Annotated in this window: 19 protein-coding genes; 6 read left to right on the top strand and 13 right to left on the bottom strand. The window is 70.5% G+C overall.

What is annotated here, in order from left to right; genetic code table 11:
* Window positions 1-5 precede the first annotated feature (5 nt).
* The 5 genes from pheS to D3869_RS08630 all read right to left on the bottom strand — a co-directional run bounded on the left by pheS (window position 6) and on the right by D3869_RS08630 (window position 3,813).
* On the bottom strand, window positions 6-1,073 hold the full coding sequence (gene pheS / locus D3869_RS08650) for a phenylalanine--tRNA ligase subunit alpha (RefSeq protein ID WP_014238728.1): 1,068 nt from the start codon (window positions 1,071-1,073) through the stop codon (window positions 6-8).
* Window positions 1,074-1,195: 122 nt separating this feature from the next.
* Window positions 1,196-1,567 (bottom strand): 50S ribosomal protein L20, encoded by a 372-nt coding sequence (gene rplT, locus D3869_RS08645; RefSeq protein ID WP_014238729.1) that lies wholly within the window; start codon window positions 1,565-1,567, stop codon window positions 1,196-1,198.
* A 21-nt stretch (window positions 1,568-1,588) separates the two neighbouring features.
* Complete coding sequence (gene rpmI / locus D3869_RS08640) at window positions 1,589-1,789, bottom strand: 50S ribosomal protein L35 (protein WP_094301526.1); 201 nt, start codon at window positions 1,787-1,789, stop codon at window positions 1,589-1,591.
* A 167-nt stretch (window positions 1,790-1,956) separates the two neighbouring features.
* Window positions 1,957-2,907 carry a prolyl aminopeptidase gene (pip, locus tag D3869_RS08635; RefSeq protein WP_137139712.1) on the bottom strand — a complete coding sequence of 317 codons (951 nt, stop codon included), beginning with the start codon at window positions 2,905-2,907 and terminating at the stop codon, window positions 1,957-1,959.
* 69 nt (window positions 2,908-2,976) lie between these two features.
* Window positions 2,977-3,813, bottom strand: coding sequence for a thermonuclease family protein (locus tag D3869_RS08630; protein ID WP_137139711.1), 837 nt, complete (start codon window positions 3,811-3,813; stop codon window positions 2,977-2,979).
* Window positions 3,814-4,029: 216 nt separating this feature from the next.
* Here D3869_RS08630 and D3869_RS08625 point away from each other — a divergent pair, with 216 nt between their 5' ends.
* The gene (locus D3869_RS08625; RefSeq protein ID WP_137139710.1) at window positions 4,030-5,547 is read left to right on the top strand and encodes a M48 family metalloprotease; all 1,518 of its coding nucleotides are present in this window, start codon (window positions 4,030-4,032) and stop codon (window positions 5,545-5,547) included.
* A 105-nt stretch (window positions 5,548-5,652) separates the two neighbouring features.
* Complete coding sequence (locus D3869_RS08620) at window positions 5,653-7,626, top strand: adenylate/guanylate cyclase domain-containing protein (RefSeq protein WP_137139709.1); 1,974 nt, start codon at window positions 5,653-5,655, stop codon at window positions 7,624-7,626.
* A gap of 230 nt (window positions 7,627-7,856) precedes the next feature.
* Here D3869_RS08620 and D3869_RS08610 read toward each other — a convergent pair whose 3' ends face one another.
* From D3869_RS08610 to D3869_RS08590, 5 genes are all read right to left on the bottom strand, one after another.
* A complete protein-coding gene (locus tag D3869_RS08610; protein ID WP_137139708.1) occupies window positions 7,857-8,759 on the bottom strand; it encodes an RNA polymerase factor sigma-32 in 903 nt (300 codons plus the stop codon).
* 273 nt (window positions 8,760-9,032) lie between these two features.
* Window positions 9,033-9,848, bottom strand: coding sequence for a hypothetical protein (locus D3869_RS08605; protein ID WP_137139707.1), 816 nt, complete (start codon window positions 9,846-9,848; stop codon window positions 9,033-9,035).
* Window positions 9,849-10,046: 198 nt separating this feature from the next.
* Entirely contained in the window at window positions 10,047-10,547 is a 501-nt protein-coding gene (locus tag D3869_RS08600; protein WP_014238739.1) for a CarD family transcriptional regulator, read from the bottom strand.
* 319 nt (window positions 10,548-10,866) lie between these two features.
* Window positions 10,867-11,199, bottom strand: coding sequence for a ferredoxin FdxA (fdxA, locus tag D3869_RS08595; protein ID WP_014238741.1), 333 nt, complete (start codon window positions 11,197-11,199; stop codon window positions 10,867-10,869).
* 144 nt (window positions 11,200-11,343) lie between these two features.
* Window positions 11,344-12,267, bottom strand: coding sequence for a LysR family transcriptional regulator (locus D3869_RS08590; protein WP_137139706.1), 924 nt, complete (start codon window positions 12,265-12,267; stop codon window positions 11,344-11,346).
* Window positions 12,268-12,400: 133 nt separating this feature from the next.
* On the opposite strand from D3869_RS08590, the gene D3869_RS08585 reads away from it, so the two are divergent.
* The 3 genes from D3869_RS08585 (at window position 12,401) to D3869_RS08575 (ending at window position 14,767) form a co-directional block, all read left to right on the top strand.
* Window positions 12,401-13,591 carry a YbfB/YjiJ family MFS transporter gene (locus D3869_RS08585; protein ID WP_137139705.1) on the top strand — a complete coding sequence of 397 codons (1,191 nt, stop codon included), beginning with the start codon at window positions 12,401-12,403 and terminating at the stop codon, window positions 13,589-13,591.
* A 9-nt stretch (window positions 13,592-13,600) separates the two neighbouring features.
* Window positions 13,601-14,215: a DUF938 domain-containing protein gene (locus D3869_RS08580; protein WP_137139704.1), complete on the top strand. Its 615-nt coding sequence runs from the start codon at window positions 13,601-13,603 to the stop codon at window positions 14,213-14,215.
* 120 nt (window positions 14,216-14,335) lie between these two features.
* A complete protein-coding gene (locus D3869_RS08575; protein ID WP_246472179.1) occupies window positions 14,336-14,767 on the top strand; it encodes a CBS domain-containing protein in 432 nt (143 codons plus the stop codon).
* A 72-nt stretch (window positions 14,768-14,839) separates the two neighbouring features.
* On the opposite strand, the gene D3869_RS08570 is transcribed toward D3869_RS08575, so the two are convergent.
* The 3 genes from D3869_RS08570 to D3869_RS08560 all read right to left on the bottom strand — a co-directional run bounded on the left by D3869_RS08570 (window position 14,840) and on the right by D3869_RS08560 (window position 18,778).
* Window positions 14,840-15,571, bottom strand: a complete 732-nt coding sequence (locus D3869_RS08570) for a TerC family protein (RefSeq protein WP_137139703.1) — start codon at window positions 15,569-15,571, stop codon at window positions 14,840-14,842.
* A 122-nt stretch (window positions 15,572-15,693) separates the two neighbouring features.
* Complete coding sequence (locus tag D3869_RS08565; protein WP_137139702.1) at window positions 15,694-16,131, bottom strand: RNA-binding S4 domain-containing protein; 438 nt, start codon at window positions 16,129-16,131, stop codon at window positions 15,694-15,696.
* A 133-nt stretch (window positions 16,132-16,264) separates the two neighbouring features.
* A complete protein-coding gene (locus D3869_RS08560; protein WP_247895597.1) occupies window positions 16,265-18,778 on the bottom strand; it encodes a helicase-related protein in 2,514 nt (837 codons plus the stop codon).
* Between the two features lie 173 nt (window positions 18,779-18,951).
* Here D3869_RS08560 and D3869_RS08555 point away from each other — a divergent pair, with 173 nt between their 5' ends.
* On the top strand, window positions 18,952-20,577 hold the full coding sequence (locus tag D3869_RS08555) for a DUF945 domain-containing protein (RefSeq protein ID WP_137139701.1): 1,626 nt from the start codon (window positions 18,952-18,954) through the stop codon (window positions 20,575-20,577).
* The last annotated feature ends 170 nt before the right edge of the window (window positions 20,578-20,747 follow it).

Below are 20,747 nucleotides of genomic sequence, written 5' to 3'. Positions count from 1 at the left end.
CTCCTTTAGCGCGTCAGGCCCTGGGCCATGCTGGGAACGTCGAGCGGCACGAAGCCGTAATGCTTCAGCCAGCGGAGGTCGGCTTCGAAGAAGGTGCGCAGGTCGGGGATGCCGTATTTCAGCATCGCCACGCGCTCGATTCCCATGCCGAAGGCGAAGCCCTGGTACTTGGTGCTGTCGATGCCGCAGGCTTCCAGCACGTTGGGGTGCACCATGCCGCAGCCGAGGATCTCCAGCCAGTCGCCGTAGTTGCCGAGCTTCAGCTCTCCGCCCTTGCGGGAGCAGCCGATGTCCACCTCCGCCGACGGTTCGGTGAAGGGGAAGAAGCTGGGGCGGAAGCGCAGCGGCAGGTCGTCCACGTCGAAGAAGGCGCGGCAGAACTCGATCAGGCAGCCCTTCAGGTGCCCCATGTGGGTCGCCTCGTCGATGACCAGCCCCTCGATCTGGTGGAACATCGGGGTGTGGGTCATGTCGTAGTCGGACCGGTAGGTGCGGCCCGGCGCGATGATGCGGATCGGCGGCTTCTTGTTCAGCATGGTGCGGACCTGCACCGGGCTGGTGTGGGTGCGCAGCAGCATCTTCTTATCCCCGGCGTCCGGCAGATAGAAGGTGTCGTGCATGTCGCGGGCGGGGTGGCCCGGCGGGAAGTTCAGGGCGGTGAAGTTGTGGAAGTCGTCCTCGACGTCCGGCCCCTCGGCGACGCTGAAGCCCATCTCGGCGAAGATCGCCACCATCTCGTCGATGGTCTGGCTGATCGGGTGGATGCGCCCCTCGGTCTCCGGACGGACCGGCAGGGTGACGTCGATCCGCTCGGCCTGGAGGCGGGCCTCCAGATGGGCGCGGGCGAGGTCGGCCTTGCGGCCGTCGATGGCGGCGGCGATCTCGTCCTTCAGCGCGTTGAGCTGCTGGCCGCGTTCGCGCCGTTCGTCGGGCGACAGCCCGCCCAGCTCCTTCATGAAGCCGGTGATGCGCCCCTTCTTGCCGAGCGCGGTGACCCGCACCTCTTCGAGGGCCGCGAGGTCGCCAGCGGCGTTGACCTGCGACAGGAGTTCGTCTTTCAGCGCATCGAGCATGTCATTTCCCGCGAGCCATAAGGAAGTGCGAGCGTAAAGAAAAAGGGAGCCGGCCCAGAGGCACGGCTCCCTTCTTTCGTGTCCGGCGCCGGACCGGGGTTTCCGCTTGCGCGGCGAACCCTTTAGGCGGCGGCCTTGGAGGCGAGAGCGGCCTGGGCCTGATCGACGATGGCCTTGAAGGCCTCCGGCTCACGGGCGGCCAGATCCGACAGGACCTTGCGGTCGATCTCGATGCCGGCCAGCTTGATGCCGTTGATGAAGCGCGAGTAGGTCAGGCCGTACTGGCGGACACCGGCGTTGATGCGCTGGATCCACAGGCCGCGGAAATCGCGCTTCTTGTTGCGGCGATCGCGATACGCGTATTGAAGGGCCTTTTCGACCTTCTCGATCGCGATGCGGAAGTTCTTGGAGTTGCGGCCCCGGTAGCCCTTGGCGAGCTTCAGGATCTTGCGGTGACGGGCGTGCGTGGTGACGCCGCGCTTAACACGAGCCATGGTTCAGATTCCCTTACGATATCAAGCGTTGCGCAGCCAGTTCTTCAGCACGATCTTCTGGTCCGGCTCGGCCAGGGTCATCATGCCGCGCGCGTTGCGCTTCATCTTCGGGCTCTTCTGCTCCAGGCAGTGGCGCTTGAAAGCCGCCTGGGCGCGCACCTTACCGGACGCGGTCACCTTGAAGCGCTTCTTGGCGCCGCTCTTCGTCTTCAGCTTGGGCATTTTCAATCCTTGCGTTGGATGTTCCCGACTGACGGTTGGGCATGCCCTGGGTCTCGGACCCGGCCTCGCCGCCCGTTGGAGCGCAGGGTTATACGCGCGGCCACGCCGCAACGCAAGGGGGAGCGAATGCGGGCGAGGTATGAGGGGGCCGGCGCGCGCCCCTCCCCCTACCGGTACTCCTTGAACCGCTCCGTCGCCTGGACCAGGGCGGCGCGGATGCCCGGCTCCATCGCGGAATGGCCGGCGTCGGGCACCACGCGGTAATCGGCCTCCGGCCAGGCGCGGCGCAGCTCGTCGGCGCTGGCGATCGGGCAGACGATGTCGTAGCGGCCCTGGACGATCGCCCCCGGCAGGTGCCGGATGCGGTGCACGTCGCGCAGCAGCCTGTCCTCCGGGGTGAAGCGGTTGGAGCGGAAGTAATGCGCCTCGATGCGGGCGAGGCCCAGCGCGTGGGTGTCCTCCGCGCTCGTCGCGATCAGCTCCGGCGAGGGCAGCAGCGAGGAGCAGGAGCCCTCGTACATGCTCCACACCCGCGCCGCCGCCATGCGGGTCGCCGCATCCGGCGCGTTGAGGCGCCGCCAGTAGGCCTCCAGCAGGTCGCCGCGCTCCTCCGGCGGGATGTGGCCGGCGAAGGTGGCCCAGGCCTCCGGGAAGATCGTGCGCATGGAGTAGAGGAACCAGTCGATCTCCGTCTTCCGCATCAGGAAGATGCCGCGCAGGATCAGCCCCAGGCAGCGCTCCGGATGGGTCTGCCCGTAGGCCAGCGCCAGAGTCGATCCCCAGCTTCCGCCGAACAGCAGCCAGCGCTCGATCCCCAGATGGCGGCGCAGCCGTTCGGCGTCCTCCACCAGAAGCTCGGTCGTGTTGCGCCGCACCTCGCCCAGCGGAGTGGAGCGGCCCGCCCCGCGCTGGTCCATCACGACGATGCGGTAATGGCCGGGGTCGAAGAAACGCCGGTGCGTCGGCGAGGCGCCCGCCCCCGGCCCCCCATGCAGGAACAGCACCGGCACGCCGCGCGGGTTGCCCGACTGCTCCCAATAGAGCGTGTGGATCTCGTCCACGGGCAGGAAGCCGGTCTGGTAGGGGTCGATGGGCGGGAAAAGCTCGCTGCGGGGCATGAAGAGGTCCTGTCAGTCCGGGCCGAATGGAAGCAAGTGTAGGACGCCCGTCCGCTGTCCGCCACAGGCTCACTCCTCCTCGTCGTCGGAAGGCTCCGGCGGCGGGGATGGATGGCGTCGTGAAGCGCGGAGGGGCGGGCCGGCGCCATCCAGCCGCTCGATCTGCTCGGGGTGGGTCGCCTCGATCAGCGGGCCGGCGCGCAGGCCCACCCAGCCGCGCACCCGGACGGTCCGTCCCTCGTAGGACAGCGGGTCGATGCCGGCGGCGACGAAGGCCGGGAAGGCGGCCCGCCCGATGTGCACCGTGACGTCGGTCCGCCAGTCCTCGCCGAAATCCAGATAGGCGTCGCCGCCGGCCTTGCTCACCCGCAGCACCCGCCCCTCGACGATCTGGAAGCTGTCGCGGTCCCGGCGCAGCGCGTCGGGGTCGGCGGGCCGCACGGCGTAGGCGCGGGTCCGCCAGATGCCGCGCTCCGCCGCCCGCGCGCCGGCCTCCGCCGCCAGCATCTCCCGGGCCAGGGCGCGGGCGTCGGGCCGGGTGTGCACGCGGGCGAGGCCGCGGGCCAGCAGCTCGCCCTGGAGCCACAGCCCGTCGCCGCGCTCCACCTGGGCCAGCAGGCGGCCGTGCCGGTCGGTCCGCGCCTCCCCCCGCACGCTCAGGCGCTGCCCGACGGCCAGCTCCGCCAGCGCCTGCCGCGCCGCCTCGGCCAGCGGCCAGTGGTCGCCCGGCTCCGCCCCCATGGGCGGTGCGGCGGGCTCGATGCCGGCCAGACGCAGGCTGCGCCCGTCCTCCAGCAGAAGCGTGGCGCCGTCGGTCACAGCGGCGACGCGCAGCTCCGGCGGCCCGGCGGTGTTCGCCATCAGCAGCAGGGCGGACAGCGTCAGCGGAAGAAGGCGGCGCGGCATAGCGGGTGCGGGGATGGAGCGGTGGAACAGGCGGTGCGGATGGGGAGTTTGATCATGGGGAGTTTGATCCCTGCGAACCCCCTTCCGATATGACGACTCATGACGCCCGAACCGACGACCAAACGCAAGCCGTCTTCCCTGTCTCCGCCAAGGCAATCGGCCGATCCAACCCTCTCTCCCCCAGGGAAAGGGTGGCCCGGAGGGCCGGTGAGGGGAATGCGCGTGGCGCCACGGGCACAAGCGCACCCCCCTCACCCTGACCCTCTCCCCAGGGGGGAGAGGGGACGTCAGAAACAACCATCGTCCCCATCCCCGCTGCGCCGGATCGCCGCCGCGGGGCTGGCCGTCCTGCTGCTCACCTCGGCCTGTGCCCCGGCCAGCGCCCAGCTGCTCGGCGGCAGCGAGGAGTCGATCGGCGCGCAGGAGCATCCCAAGATCCTCGCCCAGTATGGCGGGGCCTACCCCGACCAGCGGCTGCAGGCCTACATCACCGACATCGGCAACCGGCTGGCCGCCCAGACCGACCGTTCCGGCCCCTGGACTTTCACCGTGCTGGACAGCGACGTGGTCAACGCCTTCGCCCTGCCCGGCGGCTACGTCTACATCACCCGCGGCCTGCTGGCGCTCGCCAAGGACGAGGCGGAGGTGGCGAGCGTGCTCGGGCACGAGATCGGCCACGTCATCGCCCACCATGGCCAGGCGCGGCAGACCAACCAGACCATCGCCGGGCTGCTCGCCGCCGGCATCGGCCTCGTGCTGGGCAGCCCGGAGCTGGCGCAGATCGCCAACATCGGCGGTACCGCCCTGCTCGCCCGCTATTCGCGCGGCCAGGAGACGGAGGCCGACCGGCTGGGCATCGAGTATCTGCACCGCGCCGGCTACGACCCCTTCGCCATGGCGACCTTCCTGGAGACCATGCGCCGCGACACCCAATATTCCGGCCTGCGCGCCGGCAAGGGGGCGTCTGAGGGCGGCTTCGACTTTTTCGCCACCCACCCGCAGACCGCGTCGCGCGTCGACGAGGCGGCGGCCATCGCCCGCGAGCTGCCCCGCGGGGCGCGGCCCGTCGATCCCTACATGGCGGCGATGGACGGGGTGATCTACGGCGACAGCCCGGAGAACGGCTTCGTCCGCGGCCGGACCTTCGCCCACCCGGAGCTGGGCATCGCCTTCGACGTGCCGCAGGGCTACAGCCTGCTCAACGGGGCGCAGCAGGTGATCGCCAAGGGGCCGAACGGCGGCGCCATCGTCTTCGACGGCGGCAAGGCGCCGGGCGTGCGCGACCCCGCCGCCTATCTGAGCGGCACCTGGGCGCAGGGGGCGCCGTTGCGGGACCTGCAATCCTTCGCCGTCAACGGCATGCCGGCGGCCACCGCGCTGACCCAGGGCAAGACCGACGCCGGGGCGGTGGACGTGCGGCTGGTCGCCATCCGGGCCGACTCCGGCACCCTCTACCGCTTCACCTTCCTGGCCCCCGGCGGCGCGCTGTCCCGCTTCGACGCCGATTTCCGCCAGACCGCCGGCAGCTTCCGCCGGCTGACCCGGCAGGAGGCGGCGTCCTACCAGCCCCGGCGCATCCGCGTGCAGACCGCCCGCCCCGGCGACAGCGTGGAGAGCTTCGTCCGCCAGATGCCGCGGGAGCCCTACGCGGAGGAGTTGTTCCGGATCATCAACGACCTTCCCCCGGGCACGCCGATCCAGCCCGGACGTCCGGTGAAGATCATCACCGGCTGAGGAACGCCCGTTTGACGGCGCCCGGTTGATGGCGGGGTGACCGTTGCGGGACGCGGCGCGATGGCCGATTGCCGATGGCCGCGTGCGTCCTGTAGGCTCCGCGCCATGGCTGACCACCCCACCAAACGGCGTTTTCTGCAAACCGGCTTGCGCGTCGCCCGGCTGAAGGAGGCCGTGCGCAAGAGGGGTGGTCCACGCCGGACGCGCCCGCCCGCGCTGGGCCGCCCGCGCCTGCGCCTGCCCATCGCGGCGGTGCTGGTGGCCGGCTTCGGGTCGCTGATGCTGCTGGCGGTGGCGAGCGTTCTGGTGCTCGGCCTCGTCAGCGCCAGCCGCAACACCTTCACGCTGCTGAACGACCGCGCCGACCTCGCTTTGTCGGGGGTGGAGGTGCGCATCCGCAACCAGCTCAACCCCGCGCGGGACATGGCCCGTTTCGTGGCCGGACTGATGGAGCGGGGGGAGCTGGATCCCGCCGATTCCCGTTCGCTCCAGGACACGTTGCGCGGCGCGCTGGCCGGGGCGCCGGACGTGACCGGCATCGCCTTCTTCCATCCCGACCGCACCGGCCTGCGCGCCGACCGGCTGGGCAACCAGCTCCACATCGGGCGGGAGGATCTGCGCCACGAGCCGGAGCTGGCGCCGGAGCTGCGCAACGGCGCCGACCGCACCACCGCCGTCTGGGCCGACCCGCTGTGGTCGAAGGAGGCGGGAACCAGCTTCGTCACCCTGTTCCAGCCGGTGCGGCGCAACGGCACCTATCTGGGGCAGGTGGTGGTCGGCGTGTCGCTGGGCGACCTGTCGCGCTTCCTGTCCACGCTCTATGTGGAGCAGGGTCTGAACGCCTTCGTCCTGTTCGACCGCCAGCATGTGCTGGCCCACCCGTCGCTGGCCGGCATGAAGTTCGACTTCTCCGGCAAGACCGACGGCCCGCCCCTGCCGCGCATCGATCAGGTGGCCGACCCGGCGCTGGCGGCCCTGTGGCAGACCGGCCAGCCGGTGGACGCGCTGAAGAAGCGGGTGGAGGGCCGGATCGTCAACGTGCTGGACGAGGACTACCTGTTCCTGATGCGCAGCATGGCCGGCTACGGCCAGCGGGACTGGACCATCGGCATCAGCTTCCGCGCGAACGAGGCCAGCGCCGAGGTCCGCCGCCTCTACACCACCGGCCTCGCCGGTCTCGGCATCCTGCTGATCTCGGTGGCGGTGGCGCTGATCGTCGGACGGCGCATAAGCGCCCAGGTGGCCCGTCTGGCCGAGGCCGCCGACCGCGTCCGGACCTTCGAGTTCCGCGCGATCGACGAGCTTCCCGATTCGCGCCTGCGCGAGCTGGCCCGCGCCAACAGCGCCTTCAACGCCATGGTCGGCGGCCTGCGCTGGTTCGAGACCTATGTGCCCAAGGCGCTGGTGCTGCGGCTGATGCACCGCCGCGGCGGCCTGACCAGCTTCCAGTCGGAGGAGCGGGAGGTGACGGTGATGTTCACCGACATCCGCGGCTTCTCCCGCATGGCCGAGCATATGGGCGCCGCCGACACCGCCGCTTTGCTGAACGAGCATTTCACCCTGCTCGCCAATTGCATCGAGGCGGAGGGCGGCACGGTGGACAAGTTCATCGGCGACGCCATCATGGCCTTCTGGGGCGCGCCGGAGGAGCAGCCGGACCACGCCGCCCGCGCGCTGCGCGCCGCCCACGCCATCACCCGCGCCGTGTGCGACGGCAACCGCCGCCGCGCGGCGGCGGGGCTGCCGGCGATCCGCGTGCGAATCGGGCTGCATTCCGGACCGGTGGTGGTGGGCAATATCGGGTCGGCGAGCCGGATCAACTACACGATCGTCGGTGACACCGTGAACGTCGCCGCCCGCATCGAGGAGCTGGCCTCCGCCCTGCAGGGGGACGAGGAGGTCATCGTCCTGTCGAGCGCCGCCACCGCCTTCCAGGGCGACGGCGCCGCCCCGCTGGATTGCGTCGGCGACCGCACGCTCCGCGGCCGCAGCGGCACGACGGAGGTGTGGCGGGTCACCCTGGATGATGAGGGCGGGGGAGATGGTGCGGGGGCGGTTCGGGAGGAGGAGAAGGCGTAGGTGGGTTTTGCCCCCACCCCGGCCCTCCCCCGCTGCGCAGGGGAGGGAGATGATCGCGAAGCGGCGGCAGTCCCCTCCCCTGCGAAGCGGGGGAGGGTTAAAGCGGATTGCAATCCGCTTTGGACCGCGACGGCGGTCCCGGCCGCACGTGCGGCCGAAGCCGCCGGCGAGTGAGGCGATGTGAATCTAAAGCGAACGGACGTTCGCTTTAGGGAGGGAGCAACTGGCGTCTACGCGTCCGCCAGCAGGTCCCCGAACCCCTCCACCCGCTTCAGCATCGACTGACGCAGCTTCAGCAGGGCGCGGTGCTCAAGCTGGCGCACCCGCTCCTTGCTCACCCCCAGTTCGCGGCCGAGCTGTTCCAGGGTGGCGCCCTCCTCGCGCAGGCGGCGCTCCTGGATGATCGTGCGTTCGCGCGGGCTGAGTTCGCCCAACGCTTCGGCCAGCCATTGCGAGCGGGTGCGGCTGTCGCGCATGCCGATCACCACCTCCTCCGGCGAGGGGCGCTGGTCGGCCAGGAAATCCTGCCAGTCCTCGTCGGAGCCGTCGGCGACCGGGGAGTTCAGCGACTGGTCGGACGCGGACAGCCGCATCTCCATCGCCTCCACCTCGGTCACGTCGACCTGGAGTTCGCCGGCGATCCACTCCCGACCCTCCTTGGTCAGGCTGTTGCCGGAGCCGGTGCCGCCCTGGCTGAGGCTCTCGATGCGGGCGCGCAGGCGGCGCAGATTGAAGAACAGCGACTTCTGCGCGGCGGTGGTGCCGGTGCGGACGATCGACCAGTTGCGCAGGATGTAATCCTGCATGGCCGAGCGGATCCACCACGCCGCGTAGGTGGAAAAGCGCACCTCGCGGTCCGGCTCGAACCGGCTGGCCGCCTGCATCAGCCCGACATTGCCCTCCTGCACGAGGTCGCCCATGGGCAGGCCGTAGTTGCGGAAGCGCGCGGCGGTCGCCACCACCAGCCGGGTGTAGGCGCGGACCAGTTCGTGAAGGGCCCGTTCGTCGCCGCCCTCGCGCCATTTGCGGGCGAGATCGAATTCGTGATCGCGCGTCAGCAGAGGCTCACGCATGGAAGCCTTGATGAAACTCAGATTCGCGCGCTGAGTCTCGGGATCGTCGATGTAGGCCATACGTCCCTTCCTTCCCGTCTGGGCGGCCGCGTTTCAGGCTGCTCGTGCCCTGTGCTGCGGAGTCCGAAGGGACAGGCCCCCTCAGGTCCAAAGATCCGTCGGTTCGCTGTGGCCGGTTCGCCACGGACCGCCGACGGTTGGGACAACAGCCGTTCCCCTCGCCCTGTTGCACGTCATACGCAGCACAAGACGTTTCGGATCATCCGCACCGGAAGGGATTCGGTGGCGGAGGCCGAAGGAATGGGTCGGACGGGTAGGAAAAAGGGAGATGGATCAGACCTGGAACAGGTCCAGGATCTCACCCGAAGGCGACAGGCATCCACAAACGAGGTGCCCACCCAACCCGCAATTGCCGTCCAGGGTCGCCACGCGGTCGGTCACCGCGACGCCCTTGCGGGCCGGGTCGTAGCCCCGCACGACGCGGGCGAAACCGCCGTAAGGCTCTGACATCTGGGCGAAACCGGGCGCCCCCCACCAGAAGGCGTCGCCCTGATGGTTCAGCGGGCGGCGGGTGTCCACGCCGGCGCTGACCAGCAGCACGCCGCCCTGGCCCTGTTCCTGGCCGGTGCAGTAGGCGGCGCGGCGCAGGGTGTTGAACACATTTTCGTGACCGGGCTGCGCGTGCATCGCCTGACGCAGCCCCTGGGTCCAGCGGCCGAGCGTCATGGTGCCGCCGCGGGCCGCCGCCATGCCCTGCTCCACCGTGCCGCCATAGGCGGCCAGCGTGGCCCCCGCGCCGTGGCGGGTCATCCAGTCGAGCACCTGCTGCGGGTCGGGCGCGAACTGGAGCTGGAGCAGCTTGTGCCACATCTCCTCCTGCGCGCCGCGCAGATAGACGATGTCGTCGGCCTCCATGCCCCGCCAGCTCAGCAGCCAGGTGCGGAAGGCCAGAAGCGCGTCAACCGTCTCCAGCACCCGTTCGCCCCAGCCGACCATGTTGCCGAGATAGACGAGCCGGTCGCCGGGCAGGAAGCGCGCCGCGATCACCTCGTGCACGGCGTGGAGATGGTCCGTCTGCGCGTGGATCGAGCCGACGGCCCAGATGCGCCGCGGGTTCCGGAGATCGATGAATTTCTGCGCTTCAGACATGCCGGAGACGCTCACCCCATCCAGCGGTCACGGACCGGCCCAGAACAGGCCGGGGGCGGGAGTGTAGGCGCCGCACGGACCCGGCGAAAGACGAAAACTTAAGACAAAGGCGCGGCCAAAGCGCCGCGCCTTCATCGTCAACATCACAATCGGAAACCGGTTCCCGCTTCCGGACCGGGAAACGGGGTCGAACCGGACTCAGGCGGCCTTCTTCAGGACCAGTTCCAGCCGCTCGGTGGCCTTGGTCTCGTCGATCTTCTCGACGGCGGCCAGTTCGCGGGCCAGACGCTCCAGGGCGGCCTGATAGATCTGGCGCTCGCTGTAGGACTGGTCGGACTGGTCGGCGCCGCGGTACAGGTCGCGCACGACCTCCGCGATGGCCACCGGGTCGCCGGAGTTGATCTTGGCCTCATACTCCTGGGCGCGGCGGCTCCACATCGTGCGGCGGACGCGCGAACGGCCCTGCAGCGTCTCCAGGGCGACCTTGATGCGGTCCTTCGTGCTGAGGCGGCGCAGGCCGGCGGCCTTGGCCTTGCCGACCGGAACCTTGAGCGTCATGCGCTCTTTTTCGAACGTGATCGCGTAGAGCTGAACATCCATGCCAGCGATGCTGTGGGTCTCGATTCCCTCGACCCGACCGACGCCATGGGCCGGGTAGACGACGAAGTCACCGGCCTCGAAGTCAAGCTTGTTCGACATTTGGGTTGGCTCTCACTTCTCGCGATCGCGCCATTTTGCCGCCCCGGTGGAGGGGGCGAAAAAGGCCCGGTGACAACGACACACCGTGGGGATGGGGTCCTCCACGCCGCGCACTGTTGCACTGAGCCCTTGGTCGATGGGAATTCCGGCAATGACGCTGAGGCCGGCTCCGGGCGCGTATTATAGCGATGTTACGGCCGGGTTACAAAGGCTACGCGCGGGCAGCCGTCCGGATTCTGACGTTGCCCGCCGATGGCCGACCTGTCGTTTTTGCATGGCGGCAAAAGAATGCCATGCGCCGCAATAGTCCCGACTCCGCTTAGCCGCCGGCCTTCGGAGAGAAGAACTTGTCGAACTTGCCGTCCACGCCCTTCATGGCGTCGGCGTCGGGCAGCGCGTCCTTCTTGCGGGTCAGGTTGGGCCACTGCGCCGCGTAGTCGCGGTTCAGCTCCATCCACTTCTCCGCGCGGCCGTCGGTGTCCGGCACGATGGCCTCGGCCGGGCATTCCGGCTCGCACACGCCGCAGTCGATGCACTCATCCGGGTGGATGACCAGCATGTTCTCGCCCTCGTAGAAGCAGTCCACGGGGCAGACCTCGACGCAATCGGTGTACTTGCACTTGATGCAGTCTTCCGTCACGACGTAGGGCATGATTCGTTCTCCGCTGTTCTCGCCAGTTCCGGCGGTGTTCACGCGCCGGGGTTCGAGTCGCTTCGATGGACGCTTCGACTGACGTGCTCGCGCGTGGGCGCGGCCGAGGGCATGGATGGACCATGGCCCGACCGCGGCGCTTGCCTAGCACGCCGCCCGAGACGGGATCAACCCCGCCGGTTGTGTGGGCGCAAGCGACGCAGCCCCACCCTCCATATTCCCCTCCGCGACCGCCTCCAGGAAGGTGCGCAGGGCCACCGTCTCCATGGAATCCACCCGCCGGACGAAACGGGTGGGCATGCGGGCCAGTTCCGGCGGCAGCGGGCGGGCGGTGAACAGGCCGCGCCAGGGCTCCCGCTCCACCACGACGCGGGGCAGGACGGTGACGCCCATGCCGGCGCCGACGCAGCCCAGGATGGCCTCCAGCGCCCCGAACTCCATCACCCGGTAGGGGACCCGCCCGGCCTCGCGCATCGCCGTCTCGGCCCGCGCGCGGTAGGCGCAGCCGCGCCGGAAGGCCAGCAGGGTGTTCCGCCCGGACTCGCTGGTGATGCCGCTGGCCGGTTCGACCAGCACCAGCTCCTCCTCGAAGACGGGCCGGCTGACCAGTTCGGGATGCTCCACCGCCCCGGAGACGAAGGCGCCGTCGATGCGCCCGGCCAGGACCTCCCCCAGCATGGTTTCGGTGGGGCCGGGGACGATGGTCAGGTCGACGTCCGGATTTTCCGCGTGGAAGCGGGCGAGGATCGGCGGCAGCCGCACCGCGGCGGTGGTCTCCATGGTGCCGACGGACAGCCGCCCGCCCCGCCCCGCCGCGTCGGCCACCGCGTCGCGGGCCTGGGCGACGAGGCGCAGCACGCGGTCGGCGTAGTCGGCCAGCACCCGCCCGGCCGGCGTCGGGGCCATGCCGCGGCTGAGCCGCAGGAACAGCGGCACGCCGAGATCCTCCTCCAGCCGCTTCAGCCGGGCCGTCACGTTGGACTGGACGCAGTTCAGCGTCTCCGCCGCCCGGCTGACGCTGCCGGTGTCCGCCACCGCCTTCACCACCCGCAGGCCCGCGAGGTCCATCGCCCCCTCCCCCGATCCGGACATCTCCCATCACTCACAGTGAAGCATAGCATCGAAACAAATCATTGGAAATGAGGGTTCCGACGCGCGAGGATGGGCGCAGAGAAAAAAAGCCAGCCGGTGGGAGGAAAGCATGGTCCGGGCGCTGATCGGCGGCGTGCTGGTGCTGGTCGTCTCCATGGGGGTGGGGCGCTTCGCCTTCACGCCGATCCTGCCGGCCATGCAGGCGGCGACCGGTCTGGGCACCGACGCGGCGGGGCTGCTCGCCTCGCTGAACTATCTCGGCTATTTCCTGGGGGCGCTGGGCGTCGGGCTGGTGCCGCAGGGCGCGGCGCGCACCGCCGTCTTCCGCACCGCGCTGATCGCCAGCGTCACCTCCACCGCCGGTATGGGCTTCACCGACGACCTGGCGGCCTGGGCCGTGCTGCGCTTCGTCTCCGGGCTGGCCAGCGCCGGCCTGTTCATCCTGGGCATCGCCATGACGCTGGACGCGCTGGCCCGCGCCGGGCGGGAGTCCTGGACCGGCTGGCTCTACACCGGCGTCGGCCTCGGCATCGCGTCGAGCGGCCTGTTCGTCGCCGTGATGGGCGACCGGCTGGGCTGGCGCGGCGACTGGCTGTGGCTGGGGCTGGTCTGCCTGGGCTTCGGCACCCTGTCCTGGCTGTGGGTGAGCGATGCGCCGCGCGAGCCTGGTCACACCGCAGCCGCCCGGCCCACATCCATGCCCGCCTTCCGCCCTTCCGTTCCCATGATCCTGCTGACGCTGGCCTATTTCCTGGAGGGGGCCGGCTACATCGTCACCGGCACCTTCCTGGTCGCCATCCTGAAGACGATGCCGGAGACGGCGCCGCTCGGCGCCGCGGCCTGGATGGTCACCGGTCTGGCGGCCATGCCGTCCGGCATTGTCTGGGCGGCGGCGGGGCGGCGGCTCGGCCTGTGGCGGGCGCTGATCCTCGCCCATGTCGTGCAGGCGGTGGGCATCCTGCTGCCGATCACCGGTTCCCCGGCGGCGGCCCTGCTGTCGGCGGTGCTGTTCGGCGGAACCTTCGTCGGCATCGTCACCCTGTCCTTCACGCTGGGGCGGCACCTGTCGGGCGGGGCGTCGGCCCGCGTCATCGGCGCGCTGACCGCCGTCTACGGGCTGGGGCAGATCATCGGGCCGGTGCCGGCGGGGCTGGTGGTGGCGCGCACCGGCAGCTTCGATTCCGCCCTGCTGGGCGCCGCCGCCGCGGTGCTGGCCGGCGCGCTCCTCCTCGCCGCCGGGGCCTGGATGGCCGGACGCCGCGACCCCGCCGCGGTTGCCCTGGGCGCCGGGGGCGGTTAGCCTCCCCCCATGTTCGATCCGCTGCACCCCGAGGACTTTCGCCGCCACGCCCCCGCGACGGAGCGCAACCGCGCCCCCATCCTGGAGGTGCTGCGCCGCGTCCTGCCGCCGCAAGGTCTGGTTCTGGAGGTGGCGAGCGGCACCGGCCAGCACGCCGTGGCCTTCGCCGCGGCGCTGCCCGCCGTGACGTGGCAGCCGAGCGACCCCGACCCGGGCCTGCGCGACAGCGTCCGTTCCTGGGCCGCCACGGCGGCGCTGCCCAACCTGCGCGACCCGCTGGACCTCGACGCCGCCGCACCCGACTGGCCGGTCGAGGCGGCCGATGCGGTGGTCTGCATCAACATGATCCACATCGCCCCGTGGGAGGCGGCGCTCGGCCTGTTCGCCGGGGCCGCCCGCCTTCTGCCCATGGGAGGGCCGCTGCTGCTCTACGGCCCCTTCACGCGCGGCGGGCGGCACAGCGCACCCAGCAACGCCGCCTTCGACGCCGACCTGAAGGCCCGCAATCCCGCCTGGGGCGTGCGCGACCTCGACGCGGTGGAGGGCGCCGCCGCCGGCTTCGCTTTGGCCGAGGTGGTGGAGATGCCCGCCAACAACCTGACCGTCGTCCTGCGTCGTCGCTAACTGCCCAATCCGGACCACCCCATCCGAGGTGCGGTCTTCTGCCGCAGTTTTGCACCTGCGATATTTGCTATTGTTTCCCTGCAGCGCTTGAGTTTGTAAACAAATTACAAATTGGGGGAAATGATGAAGCGGAAGCTGGTTCCGGACGTGGTGAAGTCGCAGGAACTCATCCTGGTGACGGAGGACACCTCCGTCCTGACCGTGTCGAAGCTGATGGCGGAGAAGAACATCGGCGCCGTCCTGGTGGTGAACCACGGCGACCTCGTCGGCATCGTCACCGAGCGCGACCTGAACAACAAGGTGCTTTCCACCCAGATCGACGCCTTCGAGACCGAGGTGTCGGCGATCATGACCCGCAACCCGGACACCCTGCCGCCGGACGCGGACGCCATCGAGGCGCTGACCCTGATGCAGTCGAAGCACTACCGCCACCTGCCGATCACCCAGGGCAAGCGCGCGGTCGGCATCGTCTCGATCCGCGACCTCTTCAAGCTCGCCTACGAGCATCTGGTGGAGGAGGTGGAGTTCCGCGACGGTCTGATGCGGACCTGACCCGAAAAGGCGAACGGGCCGCCCCCGCGAAGGGGCGGCCCGTCGGAAGACCCGTTCAGAAGGGCCGGAGCGTCAGTGCGCTTCGGCCTTCTTCCGTTTGCGGCGGGCGGCGGCCATCAGGTTCAGCGCCTCGACCAGCGTCGAGAAGGCGATGGCGAAGTACAGGTAGCCCTTCGGGATGTGGAAGCCGAAGCCGTCGGCGATCAGCGCCACGCCGACCAGCAGCAGGAAGGACAGGGCCAGCATCTTCACGGTGACGTGGCGGTTCACGAAATCGCCCACCGGCCGGGCGGCGAACAGCATCACCGCCATGGCGATGATGACGGCGGTGACCATCACCGGCAGGTCGTTGGACATGCCGACCGCGGTGATCACGCTGTCCAGCGAGAAGACGATGTCCAGCACGATGATCTGCCCGACCACCGCGCCGAAGCTGGCGAGCTTGGGGGCGGCGCTGTCCTCCTCGTGGCCCTCCACGGTGTTGTGGATCTCGATCGTGCCCTTGGCCAGCAGGAACAGGCCGCCGCCGAGCAGGATCAGGTCGCGGCCCGAGAAGCCCATGCCGAGCACGGTGATCAGCGGTTCCGTGAGGGTCGCCACCCAGGAGATGGAGGCGAGCAGCGCAAGCCGCATCAGGAGCGCCAGCGCCAGACCGAGCTGCCGGGCCTTCTGCTGCTGGTGGACCGGCAGCTTGGCCGCCATGATCGAAATGAAGATGATGTTGTCGATGCCGAGCACGATCTCCAACGCGGTGAGCGTCAGGAGGCTGGCCCAGACCTGCGGGTCGGAGAACAGTTCGAGCATGGGGGCGGCGGGCTCCAGAAAAGTCGGCCGTTGCGGGATTATTTTGCGCAGATGAGGGTGCGGCCCCTGAATGGCAATGGCCCCGCCCGCGCTTCACCGCCGCTTTTCCCGGCTGTTCCGGCTTACTCCTCTCCGTAGAGCTGGTCGAGCGCCCGGCGGTCGCGCTTGGTCGGGCGTCCGGCGCCGGGCTCCCGCGGGGCCGGCGGCGCGCGGTAGGGGTCCTGGATCGCCTCCTCGCGCACCGGCGGGGCGAGGTCCTCGTAGAGGGCCTGCGCCTCCGGCGCCGGGCCGCGCCGGCTGCCGAGCGCGATCACCTTGATGACGCGGATGTGCCGCCCCTGCGCGAAGGTCAGCACGTCGCCGGGCTTAACCGCGTAATGCGCCTTGCCGACCACCGTGCCGGACACCCGCACGCCGCCGCCGTTGCACAGCTTCGCCGCGAGGCTGCGCGTTTTGAAGAAGCGCGCGAACCACAGCCACTTGTCGATCCGCAGCCGGCCCGCCGGGGTGGGGTCGGAGCCGGAGTCGGGGAGATCGTCGTCGTCGTCGATGTCGGTCATGCGCGGCCCCCACCCTCCCGCGCTGCCGCGCGGGTCCCTCCCTCCCCCGCTTCGCGGGAGAGGGAAAATTTGCGAAGTCCCCTCCCTCGCCGAAGGCGGGGGAGGGTTAGGGAGGGGGCAAAAGCAAATCTTTTCATCCAATTCCCGAAAGCTGGCGCAGCTTGGCGAAGGGGTGGTCGGCGTTGACGGGGGTCTCGCGGCGGGGCTTGTGGCGCGGGTTGCGGCGGCGGCGCCAGGAGACCGCCCCATCCTCCGCCACCGAACGGGTGTAGCCAAGCCCCTTCATCACCGCCTCCAGCTCGTCCGGCTTGGCGCCGATCATCTGGGCCAGCGCCGGCTCGGCGACAAGCCGGCCCTCCTTGGCGGCGGTCAGCAGCTCGGTCTCCAGCCGGTCGAGCATGTCCACCCGCAGCGCCCGCGGCCCCGCCGCCGGATAGCCGATGGCCTCCCAGAAGGCGGGCGGCGCGCCCGTCGCCTCCACCGAGACGCGGCCCGGCGGCGGGATCGGCACCGGCAGGGGCAGGCGGTGCTTCACCGCCCACAGCAGCCCGCGCAACTCCACCGCCCCCGGCTTGGCGAGCGCCGTCAGGTAGAGGTGCGACACGCCGAGCCGCACCCCATGGCGGGACAGCGCCTTGCGGTCGGCCTTCTCCAGCCCTTCGACGAGCGGGGCGACCGGAGCGCGGGGCATCGCCCCCATGTTCTCGACGAGCTGGAAAGCCAGCCCACGCGCCGTTCCCGTCAGATCGCTCGCGTCGCGCAGCGCCAGCAGGGGGCGCAGCCGGGCGGCGACGCGGTCCTTCAGCCAGCGCTCCAGCCGGACGCGCACGCGGTCGAGCTGCCCCTGGTCGAGCAGCCCCTCGTCGAAGGGCAGGACCGCCGGGGTCAGCACCGACGGGCCGGGGCCGAGCCGGGCCACCGGCAGCCCGTCCGCCGTCAGCACCCCGTCCGGCCCCAGGGCGAACACGTCGTCCGGCTCCTGCTCGAAGGCGCGCAGGCGCGACGCCACCTCCTCGCGCAGCGCGCGGCGGGCGGCGGTCAGCAGGGACTTGGCCTCCTCCGAGCGCTCCGGGGCGTCGGGGACGAAGCGGAAACCCTCCAGCCGGCCCACCGGGTGGCCCTCCACCACCACCTCGCCGTCGGCGCGCACGCCGCCGATCAGGTCCCGCCCGTCCTTCAGCGTGCGCACCAGCGTGGCCGAGCGGCGGTCGATGAAGCGCTGCGTCAGCCGCTCGTGCAGGGCGTCGGACAGCTTGTCCTCGATGGCGCGGGTGCGCGCCTGCCAGTGCACGGGGTCGGTCAACCAGGACGGCCGGTTGGAGATGTAGGTCCAGGTGCGGATATGGGCGATGCGGGCGACCAGCGCGTCGATGTCGCCCTCGGTGCGGTCCAGCCGGGCGATCTGCTTGGCCGCCCAGTCCTCGTCCAGCCGCCCGATGCCGGTGCGCAGCTGCCGGAAGATCTGCCCGAGCAGCCGGGTGTGGGCGTCCGACAGCACCTTGCGGAAGTCGGGGACCTGGCAGACCTCCCAGAGAAGCCGCACGTTGTCGCGGCCCTTGGCGAGGTCCATCACCTCATGGTCGCGGACCAGCGCCTGAAGCGCCAGATGGTCGTCGGCGTCGCGGGCGCGCAGCAGCTCCGGGATCGGCGGGCGCTCCTCCAGCGACTTCAGCAGGAAGCCCGGCGTGTCGAAGCGCAGCTTGCTGTTGCGCCACATCAGCGTCTTGATCGTCTCGAACTGGTGGTTCTCGACGCGGTCGACCACGTCGGCCTCCAGTTCCCCCACCTCGTCGGTGGTGCCGAAGGTGCCGTCGCGCATGTGCCGCCCAGCGCGCCCGGCGATCTGCGCCACCTCCGGCGCGCGCAGGCGGCGCGGGGCGAAGCCGTCGAACTTCACGATGCGGGCGAAGGCGACATGGTCGACGTCCATGTTCAGCCCCATGCCGATGGCGTCGGTCGCCACCAGATAGTCGACCTCCCCCGCTTGGTAGAGCCCGACCTGGGCGTTGCGGGTGCGCGGGGACAGCGCGCCCAGCACCACCGCGGTGCCGCCGCGCTGGCGCCGGATCATCTCGGCCAGCGCGTAGACGTCGGTCGCCGAGAAGGCGACGACGCAGGAGCGCGGCGGCAGGCGCGTCAGCTTGCGGTAGCCGGCGTAGGTCAGCTGCGAGAAGCGCGGGCGGCTGATGAACTCGGCCCGCGGCACCAGCCGGCGGATCAGCGGCTGCACCGTGTCGGAGCCGAGGAACATCGTCTCGACCAGCCCGCGCGCGTTGAGCAGCCGGTCGGTGAAGATGTGCCCGCGCTCCGGATCGGCGCAGAGCTGCACCTCGTCCACCGCCAGGAAATCCACCGCCCGGTCGAGCGGCATGGATTCCACCGTGCACACCCAGTAGGACGGGCTGGGCGGCAGGATCTTCTCCTCCCCCGTCACCAGGGCCACGGCGTTCTTGCCCTTGATCGACACGATGCGGTCGTAGTTCTCGCGGGCCAGCAGGCGCAGCGGAAAGCCGATCATCCCCGTCCGGTGGCCGAGCATGCGCTCGATGGCGAGATGGGTTTTCCCGGTGTTGGTCGGCCCCAGCACGGCGACCACCCGGCCACCCGCACCCAGACCGCCCCCGGACGAAGAAAGGACAGAGGTCATAAGCGTAAGTTTTGGGCCTGTGCACCGGCAATGCAAGCGTCAGGGCGGCCGTGCCGTGCCGCAATGCCCATCCGGGGCCGAACTCTTCCGGGGCGGGGTATAAAACCTCGGGCCGATGGACGGGCGCCGGTTATCCCGTCTACGCTGGCGCGCTCCACCCTAAGGGACTCCTCATGCGCCGTATTCCCGCCCGTCCGCTCGCCGCCGCGCTGATGCTCGCAACCCTGGCGCTGCCGCCCGCCACCGCGCGCGCGGAGGCGCCCCCGGTGACCGAGGACGGGGCCAGGGCCCTCGCCGCCACGCTGAAGGACGGGCTGGCCCGCTGGTTCCCCAAGAGCGAGGGCGACGAGACCGAGCTGCGCTGGAGCGGCGAGCCGGTGGCGACCCCGGCCGGCGACCATTACAAGGTGGCGCTGCCCGCCCTGACCGCGGTGTCGGACGACGGCACCACCGCCGACATCGGCACCATCCACCTGACGGTGAAGCCGCAGGACGGCAACACCCACGCCGTCACCGCCACCCTGCCCGACCGCGTCGCCATCCTGGACAACGGCAAGCCGTCGGCCACCGTCAAGCTGGGCCGCCAGCGCATCAGCGCCCTGTGGTCCGGCGCCTACGAGACGGCGCTGTCCATGGACGCGGAGCTTGGCGACCTGTCGGTCACCAGCGACCGCAAGGGCAAGAAGGGCAAGAAGGACGAGAGCGCCCTGACCGTCGGCGCCATCACCGTCGCCGGGGAGCTGAAGCCCGACGGCACCGCCGCCGCCGGCACCCCGCTGTGGAGCGGGCCGGGCGCCCTGTCCGTCAGCAACCTGCGCTTCCTCGACGAGACGAAGAAGGAGGTGCTGAACCTCGGCGGCCTGACGATGGAGGGCACCTACACCCGCGTCGACCTCGCCCGCGCCGACGCCATGCAGCGGCTGACCCAGACCCACGCCCTGGCCGGCACCCAGCCTCCGGCGGCGGAGCTGATCCCGCTGATGCAGAACCTGATGGGCGGGGCCAGCGGGCGCGTCCGCCTGTCCGGCCTGACCGCCCTGAACCCGGAGGACGGCACCCGCCTCGCCCTCGGCCAGCTCGTTCTGCGCGGCAGCGCCGAGGACCTGGACAAGCCGATGGCCTCCACCACCTTCGGGATCGAGTCCAGCGGCCTGACGCTGGAGCCGGAGGTGGCGCCCAAGGCCTTCATGCCGGACAAGCTGGACATCCAGATCAGCACCGCGAAGCTGCCGACCGCCTCGCTGTGGCGGGCCTTCGCCGACCTCGCCACGCTGGCCGAATCCCAGGCCGCCGCCGGTGAGGAGGACGAGGAGGACGGCGAGGCCGAGGAGGAAGCCGCCCTGCCGGACGACGAGGCCGAGATGTCGGCCATCGGCAACCGGCTGATGGGCGCCATGGCGGAGGTCGGGACGGAGCTGCGCATCGACCGCTTCGTCGTCAACACCCCGGCGGCCTCCGGCACCATGACCGGCGCCATGCGCATGGCCGCCAACTCCGCCTTCGGCGCGGTGGGCAACAGCACGGTGCTGCTGCGCGGGCTGGACGCCGCCGCCAAGGCGATGCAGCCCAAGCCGGGCAAGAAGGCCGACGAGAGCACCCAGAACGCGCTGGGGGTGATCGCCATGCTCCAGGCCTTCGGACAGGCGTCCAAGGACGACGCCGGCAACGACGTGCGCAGCTACAAGATCGACGTGACCGAGACCGGCCAGTTCCTGCTGAACGGGGCGGACATGAGCGCGCTGATGGGCATGGGCCAGCCGGCGCCGGAGCCCGAGCCGATCCAGGGCAAGAAGCGCTGAGGCTGCCGAGGTTCTTGCCCCCACCCTTCCCGCGGCTTCGCCGCGGGCCCCTTCCCTCCCCCGCTTCGCAGGAGAGGGAATCTTAGTCCCCTCCCCTGCGCAGCGGGGGAGGGTCAGGGTGGGGGCAATCCTCCCCTCACCCCACCACTCCGGTTGCGAAACTCCAGCGC

It is taken from the genome of Azospirillum brasilense (assembly GCF_005222205.1).
Taxonomy (GTDB): domain Bacteria; phylum Pseudomonadota; class Alphaproteobacteria; order Azospirillales; family Azospirillaceae; genus Azospirillum; species Azospirillum brasilense_G.
The sequence above is the reverse complement of the archived record's forward strand: the minus strand, read 5'-3'. Positions and strand labels throughout refer to the sequence as shown.

Coding starts and splice junctions, on each gene's coding strand:
- D3869_RS08580 (WP_137139704.1), top strand. CDS start 13,601: ATGTTCGATCCGCTGCACCCCGAGGACTTTCGCCGCCACGCCCCCGCG.
- D3869_RS08555 (WP_137139701.1), top strand. CDS start 18,952: ATGCGCCGTATTCCCGCCCGTCCGCTCGCCGCCGCGCTGATGCTCGCA.
- D3869_RS08560 (WP_247895597.1), bottom strand. CDS start 18,778: ATGACCTCTGTCCTTTCTTCGTCCGGGGGCGGTCTGGGTGCGGGTGGC.
- pip (WP_137139712.1), bottom strand. CDS start 2,907: ATGCCCCGCAGCGAGCTTTTCCCGCCCATCGACCCCTACCAGACCGGC.
- D3869_RS08585 (WP_137139705.1), top strand. CDS start 12,401: ATGGTCCGGGCGCTGATCGGCGGCGTGCTGGTGCTGGTCGTCTCCATG.
- D3869_RS08575 (WP_246472179.1), top strand. CDS start 14,336: ATGATGAAGCGGAAGCTGGTTCCGGACGTGGTGAAGTCGCAGGAACTC.
- fdxA (WP_014238741.1), bottom strand. CDS start 11,199: ATGCCCTACGTCGTGACGGAAGACTGCATCAAGTGCAAGTACACCGAT.
- D3869_RS08565 (WP_137139702.1), bottom strand. CDS start 16,131: ATGACCGACATCGACGACGACGACGATCTCCCCGACTCCGGCTCCGAC.
- D3869_RS08620 (WP_137139709.1), top strand. CDS start 5,653: ATGGCTGACCACCCCACCAAACGGCGTTTTCTGCAAACCGGCTTGCGC.
- D3869_RS08630 (WP_137139711.1), bottom strand. CDS start 3,813: ATGCCGCGCCGCCTTCTTCCGCTGACGCTGTCCGCCCTGCTGCTGATG.
- rplT (WP_014238729.1), bottom strand. CDS start 1,567: ATGGCTCGTGTTAAGCGCGGCGTCACCACGCACGCCCGTCACCGCAAG.
- pheS (WP_014238728.1), bottom strand. CDS start 1,073: ATGCTCGATGCGCTGAAAGACGAACTCCTGTCGCAGGTCAACGCCGCT.
- D3869_RS08605 (WP_137139707.1), bottom strand. CDS start 9,848: ATGTCTGAAGCGCAGAAATTCATCGATCTCCGGAACCCGCGGCGCATC.
- D3869_RS08590 (WP_137139706.1), bottom strand. CDS start 12,267: ATGGACCTCGCGGGCCTGCGGGTGGTGAAGGCGGTGGCGGACACCGGC.
- D3869_RS08625 (WP_137139710.1), top strand. CDS start 4,030: ATGCGCGTGGCGCCACGGGCACAAGCGCACCCCCCTCACCCTGACCCT.
- rpmI (WP_094301526.1), bottom strand. CDS start 1,789: ATGCCCAAGCTGAAGACGAAGAGCGGCGCCAAGAAGCGCTTCAAGGTG.
- D3869_RS08600 (WP_014238739.1), bottom strand. CDS start 10,547: ATGTCGAACAAGCTTGACTTCGAGGCCGGTGACTTCGTCGTCTACCCG.
- D3869_RS08570 (WP_137139703.1), bottom strand. CDS start 15,571: ATGCTCGAACTGTTCTCCGACCCGCAGGTCTGGGCCAGCCTCCTGACG.
- D3869_RS08610 (WP_137139708.1), bottom strand. CDS start 8,759: ATGGCCTACATCGACGATCCCGAGACTCAGCGCGCGAATCTGAGTTTC.